This is a genomic window from Microbacterium barkeri, assembly GCF_027921765.1.
GTDB lineage: Bacteria > Actinomycetota > Actinomycetes > Actinomycetales > Microbacteriaceae > Microbacterium > Microbacterium barkeri.
Map to the genome: position 1 here is coordinate 11,567 of NZ_BSEJ01000011.1, position 16,771 is coordinate 28,337.

The 16,771-nt window shown below is 73.8% G+C and carries 14 protein-coding genes; 2 read left to right on the forward strand and 12 right to left on the reverse strand.

Translation table 11 applies throughout. From position 1 onward, the window contains the following. Positions 1-185 precede the first annotated feature (185 nt). From PKE79_RS11510 to PKE79_RS11525, 4 genes are read right to left on the reverse strand one after another with little or no spacing between them, the layout of a single operon-like run. On the reverse strand, positions 186-1,202 hold the full coding sequence (locus PKE79_RS11510; protein WP_271173835.1) for a hypothetical protein: 1,017 nt from the start codon (positions 1,200-1,202) through the stop codon (positions 186-188). Continuing rightward, complete coding sequence (locus PKE79_RS11515; RefSeq protein WP_271173836.1) at positions 1,199-2,497, reverse strand: sensor histidine kinase; 1,299 nt, start codon at positions 2,495-2,497, stop codon at positions 1,199-1,201. The genes PKE79_RS11510 and PKE79_RS11515 overlap by 4 nt, the downstream gene beginning before the upstream one ends. Further along, a complete protein-coding gene (locus PKE79_RS11520) occupies positions 2,497-3,144 on the reverse strand; it encodes a response regulator transcription factor (RefSeq protein ID WP_271173837.1) in 648 nt (215 codons plus the stop codon). The genes PKE79_RS11515 and PKE79_RS11520 overlap by 1 nt, the downstream gene beginning before the upstream one ends. Positions 3,145-3,175: 31 nt before the next feature. Further along, a complete protein-coding gene (locus PKE79_RS11525) occupies positions 3,176-4,447 on the reverse strand; it encodes a class I SAM-dependent RNA methyltransferase (protein ID WP_271173838.1) in 1,272 nt (423 codons plus the stop codon). A 48-nt stretch (positions 4,448-4,495) separates the two neighbouring features. On the opposite strand from PKE79_RS11525, the gene PKE79_RS11530 reads away from it, so the two are divergent. Both PKE79_RS11530 and PKE79_RS11535 read left to right on the forward strand, forming a co-directional pair. Beyond that, positions 4,496-5,149, forward strand: coding sequence for a Maf family protein (locus PKE79_RS11530; RefSeq protein WP_271173839.1), 654 nt, complete (start codon positions 4,496-4,498; stop codon positions 5,147-5,149). Positions 5,150-5,227: 78 nt separating this feature from the next. After that, positions 5,228-6,997: an acetyl/propionyl/methylcrotonyl-CoA carboxylase subunit alpha gene (locus PKE79_RS11535; protein ID WP_271173840.1), complete on the forward strand. Its 1,770-nt coding sequence runs from the start codon at positions 5,228-5,230 to the stop codon at positions 6,995-6,997. A 76-nt stretch (positions 6,998-7,073) separates the two neighbouring features. Here PKE79_RS11535 and PKE79_RS11540 read toward each other — a convergent pair whose 3' ends face one another. From PKE79_RS11540 to pdhA, 8 genes are read right to left on the reverse strand one after another with little or no spacing between them, the layout of a single operon-like run. Then, complete coding sequence (locus PKE79_RS11540) at positions 7,074-8,240, reverse strand: acyl-CoA dehydrogenase family protein (protein ID WP_271173957.1); 1,167 nt, start codon at positions 8,238-8,240, stop codon at positions 7,074-7,076. A gap of 57 nt (positions 8,241-8,297) precedes the next feature. Then, on the reverse strand, positions 8,298-9,125 hold the full coding sequence (locus PKE79_RS11545) for an HpcH/HpaI aldolase/citrate lyase family protein (protein ID WP_271173841.1): 828 nt from the start codon (positions 9,123-9,125) through the stop codon (positions 8,298-8,300). After that, positions 9,122-9,598, reverse strand: a complete 477-nt coding sequence (locus tag PKE79_RS11550; RefSeq protein WP_271173842.1) for a MaoC family dehydratase — start codon at positions 9,596-9,598, stop codon at positions 9,122-9,124. Before PKE79_RS11550 ends, PKE79_RS11545 begins: the two co-directional genes overlap by 4 nt. Next, complete coding sequence (locus PKE79_RS11555; RefSeq protein ID WP_271173843.1) at positions 9,595-11,538, reverse strand: ATP-binding protein; 1,944 nt, start codon at positions 11,536-11,538, stop codon at positions 9,595-9,597. The genes PKE79_RS11550 and PKE79_RS11555 overlap by 4 nt, the downstream gene beginning before the upstream one ends. A gap of 5 nt (positions 11,539-11,543) precedes the next feature. Then, the gene (locus PKE79_RS11560) at positions 11,544-13,151 is read right to left on the reverse strand and encodes a carboxyl transferase domain-containing protein (RefSeq protein ID WP_271173844.1); all 1,608 of its coding nucleotides are present in this window, start codon (positions 13,149-13,151) and stop codon (positions 11,544-11,546) included. Between the two features lie 8 nt (positions 13,152-13,159). Further along, positions 13,160-14,461, reverse strand: coding sequence for a dihydrolipoamide acetyltransferase family protein (locus PKE79_RS11565; RefSeq protein ID WP_271173845.1), 1,302 nt, complete (start codon positions 14,459-14,461; stop codon positions 13,160-13,162). Further along, positions 14,458-15,477 carry an alpha-ketoacid dehydrogenase subunit beta gene (locus tag PKE79_RS11570; RefSeq protein WP_271173846.1) on the reverse strand — a complete coding sequence of 340 codons (1,020 nt, stop codon included), beginning with the start codon at positions 15,475-15,477 and terminating at the stop codon, positions 14,458-14,460. The genes PKE79_RS11565 and PKE79_RS11570 overlap by 4 nt, the downstream gene beginning before the upstream one ends. Next, on the reverse strand, positions 15,474-16,592 hold the full coding sequence (pdhA, locus tag PKE79_RS11575; protein WP_271173847.1) for a pyruvate dehydrogenase (acetyl-transferring) E1 component subunit alpha: 1,119 nt from the start codon (positions 16,590-16,592) through the stop codon (positions 15,474-15,476). Before pdhA ends, PKE79_RS11570 begins: the two co-directional genes overlap by 4 nt. Positions 16,593-16,771 lie beyond the last annotated feature (179 nt).

The window sequence follows — 16,771 nt, forward strand, 5'->3', positions numbered from 1 at the left end:
CCGAAATACCTACAGACACGGGCTTGCGGGTTTTCCATACTGGATATGGAAACGCTTGTGCGTTGGCCGCCCCATCCGCTCCAGGGTAAGCAGATGGCGAGTCGGCACACCGCGGACGGTTTTCGGGTAACCGTCCGCACGGCCGGGGGTGAAGGATCACCCCCGGCCCTTTCCTTTTTCCCGTCTCAGGAGGCCGCGGGCCGACGGATCTCGTGCCACAGCGCGACCGCGTCCTCGTCGGAGTGACCGCCCGCGGCCGCACGCCCCACGATCGTCACGGCGATGTCCGGATGCGGCGCGGTGCGGATGATGATGCGGCCGGCATCCGCGGAGGCGAGCGTCTGCGCGAGCTCGGCGCGGATGGCCGACAGCGCGTCGTCGCCGAGGTCGTCGAGTCCGCCCTCGTCGAGGACCGTGACGGCGGCGCCGCCCTCGCGGAGCGTCGCGATGACGCGCCGGACGTCGTCGTCGAGGAGCCGGGCCCCGCGCAGCTCGTCGCGCAGCGCGCCCTCCGCGAGCCAGGCGGCAGCGCGCTGCTCGTCGGTGAGGGCGCCTCCCGACGCGATCACCTGGGTGAGCACGGGCGCCGCGACCTGCAGGGCGTACTGCACGCGCTCGCGCCGCTCGCGGCGGCGCACGAGCTGCGCGGACTGCCATGCCGCCGACGCCTGCTGCAGGCTCGCGAGCTTCACGGTGTCGGAGTAGGCGCGGTCGGTCGAGATCTGCATGAGCTGGCCGACCCCGACCCAGAGGAACGACCCGACGAGGCCGAAGGCGAGCGCGTTCCCGATGCCCATGAGGATGGAGCTGCTCACGCCGAGGAGCGCGATCCCCGTCCACGCCGAGATCGGGCGGCGGCGCACCATGACGATCGTCATGAGAGCGCCCGCTCCCCCGACGTACCAGGTGACGTGCGGCGCCATCCGCGCGCTCTCGTCCGCGCAGGCCGTCACGACCCACGGCATCGCGGCCGACACGGCGAGAGCGCACGCGGTCGCCCAGACGGGCAGGCGCGCGACGTCGCGGCGCGCGGAGTCGACCGAGCGCACGGCCAGCACGAGGATGGTCGCACCGAGGTAGAGCACGACGCCCGCGATGAGGAATCCCGGCCGGTCGACCGGCTGCGTCGGGAAGACGCCGCGCGCGGCGAGGTACCCCGAGAACGCCGCGGCGAGGATCGTGAGGACCTTGCGGACCTTCACGGGGTTTCCTCCGCCTCGCGCCGGTAGAGGCTGTCGTCGTCGCCTGCCGGCCAGGTGATCGTCACGACCGTGCCGCGCTCGTCGGATTCGATGGCCGCTCCGCCGCCGACCGCCGCCACGCGCGCGAAGATCGACGCCCGGATGCCGAGGCGGTCGGCGGGGATCGACGCGAGATCGATGCCGCGGCCCGCATCCGACACGACGATCCGGATGCGCCCGTGCCGCGCGGTGAGGCGCACGGCGAGGCCGCGGCCATCCGCGTGCTGGATGGAGTTCGCGACGGCCTGCGTGGCCGCGAGGACGAGCGCGCGCGCGACGCGGCCGGGGATGCCCGGCATGGGCAGCTCGTCGCCCGCCACGGCGAGCACGACGCCGAGCCCTCGCGCCTGCGCCTGGAGCTCCGAGGCGATCCAGGCGGAGGTCACGGGGGCGTCGCTACCCTCTGGCTCGTCGGACTCGGCGTTCGCGAGGCGCGTGAGCGCCTCGCGCGCCATCGACACGGCGAGCTGGCGCTCGCGATCCGACTGCGCGCGGCCCGCGGCGATGAGGGCGGCGAGCACGCTGTCGTGCATGAGGGCCGCGACCTCGACGCGCTCCTGCTCAGCGGCCTCGGCCGAGGCGGCGCGGGAGTACTGGTCGATCGCGGCGGCGCGCGCGGCGTCGACGCCCGCGGCGAGACTGCGGAACATCCAGATGAGCGCGACCGCGGTTCCCCCGACGATGAACGAGAGGGAGACGTCGTAGACCGACGTCAGCCAGTGCTCGGCCGAGAACTCGCCGCGCGAGAGCCGGACGATCGCGAACAGCAGCGGGACGACGACGACCCACACGAGCTGCCAGGCCACGGGGAAGACGAGGGCGGCCGCCGCCGGCGCGACATTGAGGAGGAAGAAGACCCAGGGGCCTCCCGCTGGCTCGTACCGCGGCTCGGGGAGCGCCCAGAACAGCAGCAGCGAGAGCGGGAAGAGGAAGGCGAACACCGTGGCCGCGGGGCGCGCCCACCGGCCCGCGAGACACGCGGCGATCATCGCCGCGAGCGACGCGAACACGGTGGCCGTGAGCAGCGTGCGCGGGAGCGGGTCGAGGTCGGACCCCATGGCGGTCAGGAACGACTGGACGCCGAGGAGGGCCGACGCGAGGGCCACGGCGATCTGCAGGACCCGCTCGATGCGTGCGGAGGTGAAGCCGCGCTCGATCTCGACGGCGGTCGCCGTGCGGCGCGGCAGCACGTGCGTCCAGGCCTCGGCGATCGCCTCCTGTCCCGAGGGGATCCCGCGCGTGCCGCCCGCGGACATCACCCCTCCGCGGGCGCTTCGACGATGCCGTCCTCGATCGCCCGCCGCAGCAGATCCACCTTCGTCGGGGCGGGGCGCCCGACCTCGGTGTACTTCACGCGGATGCGCGTGATGTTCTCCTTGGCCGTCGAGTACGCGATGCCGAGGCGGTCGGCGACGGCCTTGAGCGGGAGCCCAGCCGCGTACAGCCGGAGCACCTCGCGCTCGCGCGTGGCGAGCTGCGCGTCGGCGAACTCGCGGTCGCCCTCGACGGCGCTGGCCCACTCGACGTTGTTGAGGGGCTCGCCGCCCGCGGTCGTGTGGACGGCGCTCAGCACGTCCTCGAGGGGCGACGACTTGCTCACGACGCCGGCCGCGCCGGCCGCGAGCGCCTCGCGGACCGCCGCAGGACGATCGGCGACGGAGTGGATGATCACGGAGGACTCGCCCGCGAGCCGCAGGACGTTCTCGGTGACGGTCGCGCCGTCGCCGAGGGTGAGGTCCAGCAGCACGACGTCGACGGGCGGCGCCTTCGTCTCGGCCCGCCACGCGAGATACGCCGAGACCGAGACGCCGCTGTAGACGACCTCCTGGCCGTCGCGCTGCAGCGCCGCCTCGAGCCCGAGACGAACCGACTCGTGATCGTCGATCAGGGCCACGCGTGTCATGGCGAGAAGCCTATCGCCAGGCGACGCTGGCTCACGCGCGGCGCAGGACCGCGAGCGCCTCCACGTGGTGCGAGTTCGGGAAGAGATCGAACGCCTCCAGGCGCTCGGGCGCGTAGCCGTGGGCGCGGAACAGCCCCACGTCGCGCGCGAGCGCGACCGGGTCGCAGGCGACGTAGACGACGGCGGACGGCTCGAGCGCGGCGACCGCGTCGACGACCTCGCGGCCCGCCCCCGCACGCGGAGGGTCGAGCAGGGTCACGCCCCGCCGCAGCGCGTCGCGGTCTGCGGGCTCCGCGTCCGCGGCGAGCGCGCCGAGCCAGCGCTCGACGCGTGCGGTCACAGCCTCGGCACGCGGATGGCGCTCGAGGTTCTCGCGCGCGTGCGCGGTCGCGCGGGGCGCGGACTCGACGGACGTGAGACGGGCGTCGCCGTCCGCGGCGGACGCGAGCGCATCGGCGAAGAGCCCCACCCCGCCGTAGAGGTCGAGGTGCCATGCGTCGGCGTCGAGGCCGTGCGGCGCGATGTCGTCGAGGGCACGGGCGACCGCCGCGTGCAGCGTCCGCGCCGCGAGGCGGTGCACCTGCCAGAATCCGCCCGCATCGACCTGGAAGCCGCGGTCGCCGACGCGCTCGACCACGACCTCGGGGGCGGGGGCCGGCTGCGCGCCCCGCGTGCGCCGGCGATCCGGGCGGCGGATGACCCGGACGCGCCCGTCGGCCGGCCGGACGAGGTCGACCCGGCCGGGCTTCTCGCGCTGGAGCGCGAGGGCGGCGCTCTCGATCTCCGCGACGGCGAGCGGGTGGTGCGCCACCTCGATGACGCGATGGCTGCGCGAGGCGAACGGGCCGATCCGGCCATCCGCGTCGACATGGAGCCCGACGCGCGTGCGCCAGCCCGTGCCATCCGCCGACTCGGTCTCGTCGCCGTCCGCGGCGGGCGCGACGACCACGTCGACCTTCTCGTCCGCGAAGCGCGCGAACGCGTCGCGGAGGACATGCGCCTTGAGCTCACGCTGGTGCGCGAGCGCGATGTGACCGAGGTCGGCGCCGCCGACCCGGTCGGCGGGGTCGCGGGCGATGTCGGCCTCGGCCCAGATGTGCGGCTGGCGATGCTCCGACGCGTCGAGCACCTCGAGCGCCTCGGCTCGCGCGAAGCTCTTCTTGACCTCCGCGACCCGCGCGCGGACGCGCTCCCCGGGGACGGCGTCGGGCACGAAGACGACCCTGCCCTCGTGCCGCGCCACGAAGACGCCTCCGTGCGCGATGTCCGTGACCTCGAGGTCGACGACGTCTCCCGTCTGCATGCTCCCATCGTCGCACCTCGCCCCTGGCGGATCGCCTAGCGTGGAGCCATGCAGGTCTGCCTCGCCTCGACGTCTCCCGCGCGCCTCATGCTCCTGAACCAGGCCGGCATCGAGCCGCTCGCGATCGCCCCCGCCGTCGACGAGGAGGCGGCGATCGCCGAGCTCGAGGAGCGCGAGGGCCGGGTGCTGCCGCCCGACGAGCACGTCCTCGTCCTCGCACGCCGCAAGGCGGCGGATGTCGCCGCGCGCGTCCTGCAGGTCCACCCCGGCTTCGACGGCGTCGTGATCGGCGGGGACTCCATGTTCGAGCTCGACGGGGAGATCTACGGCAAGCCCTATACGCCCGAGGCGGCGACGGCGCGCTGGCAGGGCATGCGCGGCCGCACCGGCGTCCTGCACTCGGGCCACGCGGTCATCCGCGTCCGCGCGGAGACCGAGCCGGTCGAGGCGCACGCGACCGCGCGGGCCTCGGTGTCGTTCGCCGCGGACGTGAGCGACGACGAGATCGCCGCGTACGTCGCGACCGGCGAGCCTCTCCTCGTGGCCGGCGCGTTCACGGTCGACAGCCTGGGCGGTGCGTTCATCGAGCGTGTGGAGGGCGACCCGTCGACCGTCGTCGGCATGTCGCTCTCGACCGTCCGCCGTCTCGTCCGAGAGCTCGGCGTCGAGTGGACGTCGCTCTGGAACCGCCTGCCGTCGTAGGGAACGGCACACCTTTCGGCGCGCACTTTGTGAGGGTCACTCAAAAGGCGGCGTCCGACCGTGACTAGTCTGGAACGCATGCCTGATATCGCCAAGGTGCTCATCGCGAACCGCGGCGAGATCGCCGTCCGCATCATCCGCGCAGCCCGCGACTCGGGGATCGCCTCGGTCGCCGTCTACGCCGACCAGGACCGCGATGCGCTGCACGCGCGCCTCGCCGACGAGGCCTATGCCCTCGAGGGCGCCACGAGCGCCGAGACCTACCTGCAGATCGAGAAGATCCTCTCGGTCGCCCGTCGCTCCGGTGCGGACGCCGTGCACCCGGGCTACGGCTTCCTCGCGGAGAACGCCGCGTTCGCGCGCGCCGTGCAGGCCGCCGGCCTCATCTGGATCGGGCCGTCGCCCGAGGCGATCGAGGCGCTCGGCGACAAGGTCACCGCGCGCCACGTGGCCGAGAAGGTCGGCGCGCCGCTCGCGCCCGGCACGCCCGGCCCCGTCGACACGGCCGAGGAGGTCGTCGCGTTCGCCGAGAAGGCCGGCCTCCCGATCGCGATCAAGGCGGCCTACGGCGGCGGCGGCCGCGGACTCAAGGTCGCGCGCACCCTCGACGAGGTGCCGGAGATGTTCGAGTCGGCCACGCGCGAGGCGATCGCGGCCTTCGGCCGCGGCGAGTGCTTCGTCGAGAAGTACCTCGACAAGCCCCGCCACGTCGAGACGCAGTGCCTCGCCGACGCCGAGGGCAACGTCGTCGTCGTGTCGACGCGCGACTGCTCGCTGCAGCGCCGTCACCAGAAGCTCGTCGAGGAGGCCCCCGCTCCGTTCCTCACGGACGAGCAGAACGCCATCCTCTACGCCGCATCCAAGGCCATCCTGCGCGAGGTCGGCTACACGGGCGCCGGCACGTGCGAGTTCCTCGTGGGCGCCGACGGCACCATCTCGTTCCTCGAGGTGAACACCCGCCTGCAGGTCGAGCATCCGGTCTCCGAGGAGGTCACCGGCATCGACCTCGTCCGCGAGCAGTTCCGCATCGCGGCCGGCGGCACCATCGACTACGACGACCCGGCTCCGCAGGGCCACTCGATCGAGTTCCGCATCAACGGTGAGGACCCCGGTCGCGGCTTCCTGCCCCAGCCCGGCCCGATCCACGTGTTCAAGACCTTCGGCGGCCCGGGCATCCGCCTCGACTCGGGCGTCACCGCGGGCGACGAGGTCTCGGGCGCGTTCGACTCGCTCCTGGCGAAGATCATCGTCACCGGCCGGACGCGCGAGGAGGCGCTCGAGCGCTCGCGCCGCGCCCTCGACGAGTTCGAGGTCGCTGGCCTGCCCACGGTGCTCCCGTTCCACCGCAAGGTCGTGCGCGACCCCGCCTTCACGGCGGAGGACGGCGTCTTCGGCGTGTACACGCGCTGGATCGAGACCGAGTTCGAGAACGACATCCCCGCGTGGGACGGCGAGCTCGAGACGCCGCGCGCGGCCGAGAGCCGGCACACGGTCGTCGTCGAGGTGAACGGCAAGCGGCTCGAAGTCAGCCTGCCCGACCGCGTCGTGACGGCTCCCGGCGCGACCGGCCGCCCCGCGGCCGTCCCCTCGTCCCGCCGCAAGCACGGCGGCGGCACCGCGACCGCGGGCGCCTCGGGCGATGCCCTCAAGTCGCCCATGCAGGCGACGGTCGTCAAGGTGGCCGTCGAGGAGGGCCAGCAGGTCGTCAAGGGCGACCTCGTCGTCGTGCTCGAGGCGATGAAGATGGAGCAGCCGCTGCACGCCCACAAGGACGGCACGATCGGCTCGATCGACGCGACGCCCGGCGCCACCGTCGGTGCGGGCCACCAGCTCCTCCTGATCGGCTGATCTCCCCCGGGCATGTCCCACGTGTTCCGGCCATCCGCCCCCGGAACCCGGAACACGTGGGACATGCGTGGGCTGGTCAGCCGAAGGCGCGGTCGAAGCCGAGGCTGCGGGCGATGATCCCCAGCTGGACCTCGGTCGAGCCCTCCCCGAGCGTGAGGATGCGCGCGTCGCGGTAGTGCCGCGCGACCGGGTTCTCGTTCATGAACCCGTACCCGCCCCAGATCTGGGTCGCGTCCGACGCATTGGCGACCGCCGCCTCCGATCCGATGAGCTTCGCGAGCGAGGCCTGGGTCGTGAACGGCGCCCCCGCGTCGATGCGGCGAGCCGCGTCGTGCATGACCGCGCGGGCCGCCGCGACACGGGCCTGCATCCGCGCGATCGTGAACGCGATGTGCTGGTTGTCGCCGATCGGGCGCCCGAAGACGACGCGGCGCTTGGCGTGCAGCACGGCCTGCTCGAGGCACCCCTGCGCCGCGCCCACGCAGAGCGCCGCGAACGCGACCCTGCCCTCGTCGAGCACGCTGAGGAAGTTCGAGAAGCCGCGGCCGCGCTCCCCCAGGAGGTTCTCCTCGGGCACGCGGACACCGTCGAACACGAGCGGATGCGTGTCGGACGTGTGCCACCCGACCTTGTCGTATGCGGGCAGCGCGGTGAACCCGGGCGTCGGGACCGGCACGATGATCGTCGACAGCTCGGGCCCTCGCCGTCCGTCGCGCCCGACGCGCTCGCCGGTCACGGCGGTCACCGTCACGACGCTCGTGATGGGCGTACCCGAGTTGGTGATGAACTGCTTGGATCCGTTGATCGTCCACCAGCCGTCCGAGAGCGTGGCGGTCGTCTTCGTCGCCCCCGCGTCGGAGCCCGCCTCGGCCTCGGTGAGGCCGAAGGCGGCGAGCGCCTCGCCGCGTGCGAGGGCGGGCAGGTGCGCGCGGCGCTGCTCCTCGGTGCCGAAGCGGTAGATCGGCATCGCGCCGAGCCCGAGACCCGCCTCGAGCGTGACCGCGATGGACTGGTCCACGCGCGCGAGCTGCTCGACCGCGACGCACAGGTGCAGGTACGACTTGCCCTGCCCGCCGTACTCCTCGGGCAGCGGCAGGCCGAACAGCCCCATCCGCCCCATCTCGGCGATGATCTCGAGCGGGAGGCGGCGCTCGGTGTCGTAGGTGTACGCGGCGGGCGCGACCACGTCGTCGGCGAACGCGCGCACGGTGCGCGCGAGCTCCTGCAGATCCGGCTCGAGCATCTCGGTGCCGTCGACGGGGGTGCGGGTGGGCGTGATGAGCGACATCGTCGTCTCCCTTCAGGGGGCGGGGCTCGTGGCCCCGCGTGCGGTGCGCGCGAGGATGGCGCGCGCGTGTCGGAGAACCGGCTCGTCGACCATGCGGCCCTCGAACCGGAAGACGCCGCCGTGCGCGGAGGACTCCGCGATCAGGCGGCGCGCCCAGGCGGCCTCGGCATCCGAGGGCGCGAACGCCGCCCGGATGGCCGCGACGTGCGACGGATGGATGGCGGCCTTCGCGGCGAACCCGCTCGCGGCCGCGTCCTCGGCCTCGGCGCGGCAGCCGTCCAGGTCGCCGATGTCCAGGTGCACCGCGTCGACGGCCGCCTTCCCGAAGGCTCCCGCGGCGAGCAGGATGGCCGAGCGCGCGTGCATCGCGACGGCGCGGTAGGCGCCGTCCTGCGTGCGGCTGGAGGTTCCGCCGATCGACGCGACGAGGTCCTCCGCGCCCCACATGAGCGCCGTGACGCGCGGGTGCGCCGCGATCTCCGCGGCGCGCACGACGCCCGCCGCCGTCTCGCACAGCGCGACGACCTCGAGGTCGCCGAGCGCGTCGACGTCTGCGGCGGCCTCCGTCTTCGCGAGCATCACGGCGCGATACGGCGACCGGCGCACGGCGTCGAGGTCGGCGGCGAGCTGTCCGCTCCGGGCGTCGTTGACCCGCACGAGAGTGCGGGCGGGGTCGAGCGCGGACTCCACCACCGCGCGACGAGCGGCGTCCTTCGCGTCGGGCGCGACGGCATCCTCGAGGTCGAGGACCACCGCGTCGGCGCGCTCGGCCGCCTTCGCGAACCGGTCGGCGCGGTCGGCGGGGCAGAAGAGCAGAGCGGGACCGAGCGCGACGCTCATCGCGGCCTCCCCTGCATGAGCACCGTGCGGACCGCGCGGGCCACGACGACGCCGTCCTGGTTGCGGCCGATGTGCTCGAGGGTCACGATCCCCTGGCCGGGTCGGGAGCGCGAGGGCCGCGTCTCCTGCACGCGCGTCTCGCCGTAGAGGGTGTCCCCGTGCCGCATGGGGGCGGGGAACTCGACGCTCGTGAACCCGAGGTTCGCGACGATCGTCCCGTTCGTGAGCTGGCCCGTCGACATCCCGACGATCGTCGCGAGGGTGAGCATCGAGTTGACGAGTCGCTCGCCGAACTCCGTCTGCGCCGCCCAGTGCGCGTCGAGGTGCAGGGCCTGCGTGTTCATCGTCATGGTGGTGAACAGCACGTCGTCGGCCTCGGTGATCGTGCGGCCCGGCCGGTGCTCGTAGACGACTCCCGTCTCGAACTCGTCGAACCACAGCCCGCGCTGGGTGATGCGGCGCTCGGCGCTCACGGCGTCCCCTCCTCGTCTGACGCCCCCGCAGGGAGCAGGATCCGCGCGACCTGCTGGCCGCGCGACACGGTCTCGCCGACCGCGACGTCGAGGCGCACCATCCCGGCGACCGGCGCGCGCAGGACGTGCTCCATCTTCATCGCCTCGACGCTCGCGACGGCCGCGCCCTCGCCGACCTCCGCGCCGTCGGCGACGTGGACGGCCACGACGGTCCCTGGCATGGGCGAGGCGAGGGCGGGCGCGGCTCCCCTGCGCACCCGGCGCGGCGGGGCGTACGGGGCGACGCGCGCGTCGCCGTCGGGCCCGACCGCCCACAGCGCGCCCGAGGGGTCCCCCGGGTCCTCGAGCACCCGCACGGCGCGGGCGTCGGCCTCCGCGACCGGGCGCGCGGCGCCATCCCGTTCGACCGAGATCCGCCACGGCGTCGCACGGATGTCGATCGACACGGTCGCGACGGCGTCGCCGTCCGCGTAGCGCAGCCGTGCGCCCCGCGCCCCGCCGATGCGCCAGCCGTCGGCGGCCCACGCCCCCGTCGTCGGCGGCAGCTCGTGCAGCGCGCACGCGGCGAAGGCCGCGTCGGGCGTCGTCTCCGCCGCGAGGCGGTCGACCTCGCGGTCGACGAGGCCCGTGTCGAGGGCGCCGTCCGCGACCGCCGGCACCTCGAGCAGTCGACGGAGCAAGCCGAGGTTCGTGACGATCCCCGGCAGGTGCGTCTGCGCGAGCGCATCGCGCAGACCCGCGACGGCGTCCGTGCGCGTCGCCGCGTGGACCGCGATCTTCGCGAGCAGGGGGTCGTAGTGCGCGCCGACGGCCGTCCCGGCCTCGACACCCGCGTCGACGCGAGCGCTGCTCGGCCATGCGACGTCGATGAGCCGCCCGCCCGTCGGCAGGAACCCGGCCGACGGATCCTCGGCGTAGACGCGCGCCTCGATCGCGTGCCCGGCCATCCGCATGTCCTCCTGCGCGATCGCGAGGCGCTCGCCCGCCGCGACGCGCAGCTGCTGCTCGACGAGGTCGACGCCGGTCACGAGCTCGGTGACGGGATGCTCGACCTGCAGCCGCGTGTTCATCTCCATGAAGAACGGCTCATCGGGGCGCGCACCCGACACGATGAACTCGACCGTCCCCGCGCCCGTGTACCCGACGGCCCGGGCCGTCTCGCACGCCGCGCGCCCGATCGCCTCGCGCTGCGCCGCGTCGAGGAGCGGGCTCGGCGCCTCCTCGATGATCTTCTGGTGACGACGCTGCAGGGAGCACTCCCGCTCCCCCAGGTGGATGATCGCGCCGTGCGCGTCGGCCAGCACCTGCACCTCGATGTGCCGAGGGTCGGCCACGAAGCGCTCCACGAAGAGGGTGTCGTCGCCGAACGCGCCGGCCGCCTCGCGCCGCGCCTGCGCGAGCGCCGCGGGCAGGTCCTCGGGGCGGTCGACCCGGTGCATCCCCTTGCCGCCCCCGCCCGCCGACGGCTTGACGAGCACGGGGAAGCCGACGCGCGCCGCCCCCGCGATGAGCGCGGCGTCGTCGAGCCCCGGCTCGGCGATGCCGGGCACGGTGGCCACGCCGCGCGTCTCGACCGCGGCGCGCGCGCGGATCTTGTCGCCCATCGTCTCGATCGCCCCGGGCGGCGGGCCGATGAACACGATGCCGGCCTCCGCGCAGGCCCGCGCGAACGCGGCGTTCTCCGACAGGAAGCCGTACCCGGGGTGCACGGCCTGCGCACCCGCGGCGAGCGCGGCGGCGATGACCGCCTCGATGTCGAGGTACGACCGCCGCGGATCGGCGGGTCCGATGCGGATGGCCTCGGTCGCCGCGCGCACGTGGGGCGCGTCGGCATCGGCGTCGGAGTGCACAGCGACCGAGGCGATGCCGAGCCGATCGAGCGTGCGGATGACCCGCAGCGCGATCTCGCCGCGGTTGGCGATGAGGACCCTGTCGAACATCGCGCTCACATCCGGAAGACGCCGTAGCGGACGTCGGGCAGGGGCGCGCGGCCGACGACGCCCAGGGCGAGGCCGAGCACGCGACGCGTGTCGGCGGGATCGATGACGCCGTCGTCCCACAGGCGCGCGGTCGAGTAGTACGGCGACCCCTGGCGCTCGTACCGCTCGCGGATGGGCTCCTCGAACGCGGCCTGCTCGGCGTCGGACCAGGTGCCGCCGTCGGCCTCGATCTGCTCGCGCTTGACCGTGGCGAGCACGCTCGCGGCCTGGGGGCCTCCCATCACCGAGACCCGCGCATTGGGCCACAGCCAGAGGAACCGCGGGTCGAACGCGCGACCGCACATGGAGTAGGTGCCGGCTCCGAACGACCCTCCGACGACGACGGTGAGCTTCGGGACGCGCGCGCACGACACCGCGGTGACCATCTTCGCGCCGTTCTTCGCGATCCCGCCGCGCTCGTACTCCGCGCCGACCATGAAGCCCGTGATGTTCTGGAGGAAGACGAGCGGGATGCCGCGCTGGTCGCACAGCTCGACGAAGTGCGCGCCCTTGAGCGCGCTCTCCGAGAAGAGAACGCCCTGGTTCGCGACGATGCCGACGGGGTGGCCGAGGATGCGCGCGAACCCGGTCACGAGCGTCGTGCCGTAGCCCGCCTTGAACTCGTGGAACGCGCTCGCGTCGACGAGGCGGGCGATGATCTCACGCACGTCGTACGGCGTCTGGAGATCCTCGGGGATGGCGGCATAGAGCGTCTCGGGTTCGACGACCGGCTCGCGGGGCGGGGCGATCTCCCACGGCGGCGCCGGGTCGGGCGGGAGCGTCGCGACGATGTCGCGCACGATGCGCAGCGCGTGCTCGTCGGAGTCGGCGAGGTGATCCGCCACGCCCGACACCGTCGTGTGCAGCTCGCCGCCGCCGAGGTCCTCGGCCGAGACGACCTCGCCGGTGGCCGCCTTGACGAGCGGCGGGCCGCCGAGGAAGATCGTCCCCTGCTCGGCCACGATCACGGTCTCGTCGCTCATGGCGGGCACGTAGGCGCCTCCCGCGGTCGAAGAGCCCATGACGCACGCGATCTGCGGGATGCCCGCAGCACTCATCGTGGCCTGGTTGTAGAAGATGCGGCCGAAGTGCTCGCGGTCGGGGAAGACCTCGTCCTGCATCGGGAGGAATGCGCCGCCCGAGTCGACGAGGCTGATGCACGGCAGCCGGTTCTCTCGCGCGACCTCCTGCGCGCGGAGGTGCTTCTTGACCGTGAGCGGGAAGTACGTGCCGCCCTTGACCGTCGCGTCGTTGGCGATGACGACGCAGCGGCGGCCCGACACCGTGCCGATGCCGGTGATGAGACCGGCCGCGGGCGCCTCGTCGTCATACAGGCCGTTCGCCGCGAGCGGCGACAGCTCGAGGAACGGGCTGCCCGGATCGAGCAGCCGGTCGACGCGCTCGCGCGGCAGCAGCTTGCCGCGCGCGACGTGCCGCTCGCGCGCGCGGGCACTGCCGCCGAGCGCCGCGGACTCCAGCCGAGCGCGCAGGTCGGCGACGAGCTCGCGCATCCGCGCGTCGCGCGCCGCGCCCTCCGCGCCGCCCGCGTCCACCGTCGTCGTCAGCCGCTCCATGGCCATCCTCACCCCCGTGCGAGCGCGAGCCCCGGTCGCTCGAGCATCTCCCCGACGTCGACGAGGAAGGCGCTCGCCTCCCTGCCGTCGATCACCCGGTGGTCGAACGACACCGTGATCGTCATGACGTCGCGCAGCGCGATGTCGCCGTCGTGCTCCCAGGGCGTGCGCCGCACCGCGCCGAGGGCGACGATCGCCGACTGCCCGGGCGTGAGGATCGGGATGCCGCCGTCGACGCCGAAGACGCCGACGTTCGACACGGTGAGCGTCGACGACGTGAGCGCGGCGAGCCCGATCGAGCCGTCGCGCGCGGCGGCCGCGCGCTCGGCGATGGCGCCGGCGAGCGCGATGGCGTCGAGACGCTCGGCGTCGTCGACGCTCGCGACGACGAGACCGCGGTCGGTCGCCACCGCGATGCCCAGGTTCACGCGATCATGGAACTCGATCTCCCCCGCGTCGGCGTCGAAGCGCGCGTTGACGCCGGGCGTGCGTCGAGCCGCGAGCACGATGGCGCGCGAGGCGAGCGAGAGGAGCGTCGGGCTCGCCCCGCCCTCTGCGGCGAGGTCGCGGGCGAGGCGCAGGGTCTCCGTGACGTCGACCTGCAGGAAGCACGCGGCGTGCGGGACCGAGAGCGCCGACGCCGTCATCGCCTTGGCCGTCTCCCGGCGCAGCCCGCTCAGGCGCTCGCGGTGCGAGGTCGGCGGCGCGGGGTGAGCGGCGGCGCGATCGAGGTCGGCGCGTGTGACGACGCCGCCCTCGCCGGTCGGCGTGACCGCGGCGAGGTCGATCCCCCGCTGCTTCGCGAGCTGGCGGACCGGTGGGAACGCGCGCGCGGGCGACCGCTCCGCGCGCACGAACGGCGTCTGCGCGAACGTGCGCGGTCTGCGCGTGGGGCGCCGCGCGCCGTCCATCCGCACCGACCCGACGAGCATGGCGACCCGCTCCTCGGACGGCTCGGATGGCTCGGGCTCCGCGGGCTCTGCGGATGGCGCGGGCGGGACGTCCGCGGATGGCGCGGGCGGGGCGTCCGCGGGCTCTGCGGGCTCGGGGTCGGCAGCCGCCTCTGCGGCGTCCTCGAGGTCGTACTCGACGAGCGGGGCGCCGACCTCGACGGTCTCGCCCTCGCTCGCGTGCAGGCGGCGGATCACGCCCGCGTAGGGGCTCGGCAGGTCGATGACGGCCTTCGCGGTCTCGACCTCGGCGATGACCTGGTTGAGCGCGACGGAGTCGCCCTCAGAGACCTTCCACGCGACGATCTCGCTCTCGGTGAGGCCCTCCCCGAGGTCGGGCAGGCGGAACACGGCGGTCATCGCGCGCTCCCCTCGAGGACGAGCCCCGTCCGCGACGAGCGGCGCCCGAGCGAGCGGTCGACCGCGTCGAGGATGCGGTCGAGGCTCGGCAGGTAATGGGACTCGAGAGCGGATGGCGGGTAGGGCGTGTCGTATCCGGTCACGCGCTCGGGGGTCGCCTCGAGAGCCCCGAACGCCCGTTCGACGACGCTCGCGATGAGCTCGCTCGACACCGACACCTCGGCGGGCGCCTCGTGGGCGACGACGAGGCGCCCGGTCCGCTCGACGCTCGCCACGACCGTGTCGACGTCGAGCGGCGAGATGGAGCGCAGGTCGATGACCTCGATCTCGATCCCCTCGTCGCGGGCGGCGAGGGCGGCGTCGAGCGCCGTCTGCACGACCGCCCCGTACGCCGCGAGCGTGACGTCGCGTCCGCGGACGAGCACCTCGGCGGTGTCGAGGTCGCGCACGAGCGCCGTGTCGACCTCCCCCTTGGACCAGTACCGCGCCTTGGGCTCGAGGAACACGACGGGGTCGTCGCTCGCGATCGCGGCACGCAGCGTCGAGTAGGCCTCCTGCGGGCTCCACGCCGTGACGACGCGCAGGCCCGGCGTGTGCGCGAAGTACGCCTCGGGCGACTCGGCGTGGTGCTCGACCGAGCCGATCCCGCCGCCGAACGGCACGCGGATCGTGACGGGCATCCGCAGCCGACCGTGCGTGCGGTAGTGCAGGCGCGACAGCTGCGTGACGATCTGGTCGAGTGCGGGGAAGACGAAGCCGTCGAACTGGATCTCGACGACCGGTCGCGCGCCGCGGTAGGCCATGCCGACCGCGGTTCCGACGATCGCGGACTCGGCGAGCGGCGCGTCGATCACGCGCTCCGCGCCGAAGCGCGCCTGCAGTCCGTCCGTCACGCGAAAGACGCCGCCGAGCCGCCCGATGTCCTCGCCCATGAGGACAACGTCGGGGTCGCCCTCGAGCGCGTCCGCGAGGGCGCGCCCGACGGCCGCGCCCAGGCTGAGGGTCTCGACCGTCATCGCTCCTCCTGGATGCTCGCCGCGAATGCGAGGTGCTCGGCTCGCTGGCGCCGGATCCGACGCGTGGGCGTGACGGTCACGTGGTCGAAGAGGCTCTCCGGGGCGGGTGCCTCGCCCTTCACGACGGCCGCGCGCATCTCCTTGGCGATCGCGTCGCAGCGGATCCGCGCCTCCTCCCGGATGTGCTCGATCGGCGCCCCGACGGAGGCGAGGTGGCGCTCGAGCCGGTCGATCGGGTCCTTCGCGCGCCAGGCGTCGACCTCGTCGGCGTCCCGATAGCGGCCGGGGTCGTCCGTCGTCGTGTGCGGGCCCATCCGGTACGTGACCGCCTCGACGAACGTCGGCCCCTCTCCCCGACGCGCGCGGTCGGCCGCCGCGCGCATCGCGGCGAGGACCGCGAGCACGTCGTTGCCGTCGACGCGGATGGCCGGGATCCCGAAGCCCGTCGCGCGCAGCGCGAGCGCAGCGTGCGACTGCACGCGGACCGGCTCGGAGATCGCGTACTGGTTGTTCTGGCAGAGGAACACCACGGGCGCCTGGAACGAGCTCGCGAACACCATCGCCTCGCTCACGTCGCCCTCGCTCGTCGCGCCGTCGCCGAAGCACGCGACCGCGATGTCGTCGCCGCCGTCGCGGCGCACCGCCATCGCGTATCCCGTCGCGTGCAGGGTCTGCGCGCCGATGATGATCTGGGGCGTGGCCATCCGATGCGCGAGGGGATCCCAGCCCGAGAGCGCGTGGCCCTGCCACACGCGCAGCAGGTCGCCGAGGTCGACGCCCCGCAGCACGGCGAGGGCGTGCTCGCGGTACGAGCCGAAGACGAAGTCCGTCTCGCGGAGGGCGTGCGCGGCCCCGACCTGCGCCGCCTCCTGTCCGCGCAGCGGCGGCCACAGCACGAGCTCGCCCTGACGGGTCAGGGCGAAGGCCTCCTCGTCGACGCGGCGCACGAGGGACATGTCGACGAAGAGGTCGGTGAGCGCGGTCTCGTCGAGGTCGGCGAGGTGCTCGTCGAGCGTGCGGCACGCGCGTCGGGAGCCGTCGGGGGCGAGGACGCCGAGCGGGGTGTCGAGCCCCTCGACCAGCTCGCTGCGGGGTGCGGGAATGGCGATCGACATCGCGGAACCTCCTCGTTCGCGCTGCGCTTTGTGGGCGTCATTGCCGTCCTGGTCCGGACACCGCTCACGCTACGCCGACCCAGCAGACCGAGCAATGACATCCGTCAGAAGTCCGCAGATTGCTCACTCCTCGCCGCCCCTCCGGCTCTGCATGTCTCACTTATCGTCGTTATGGGACC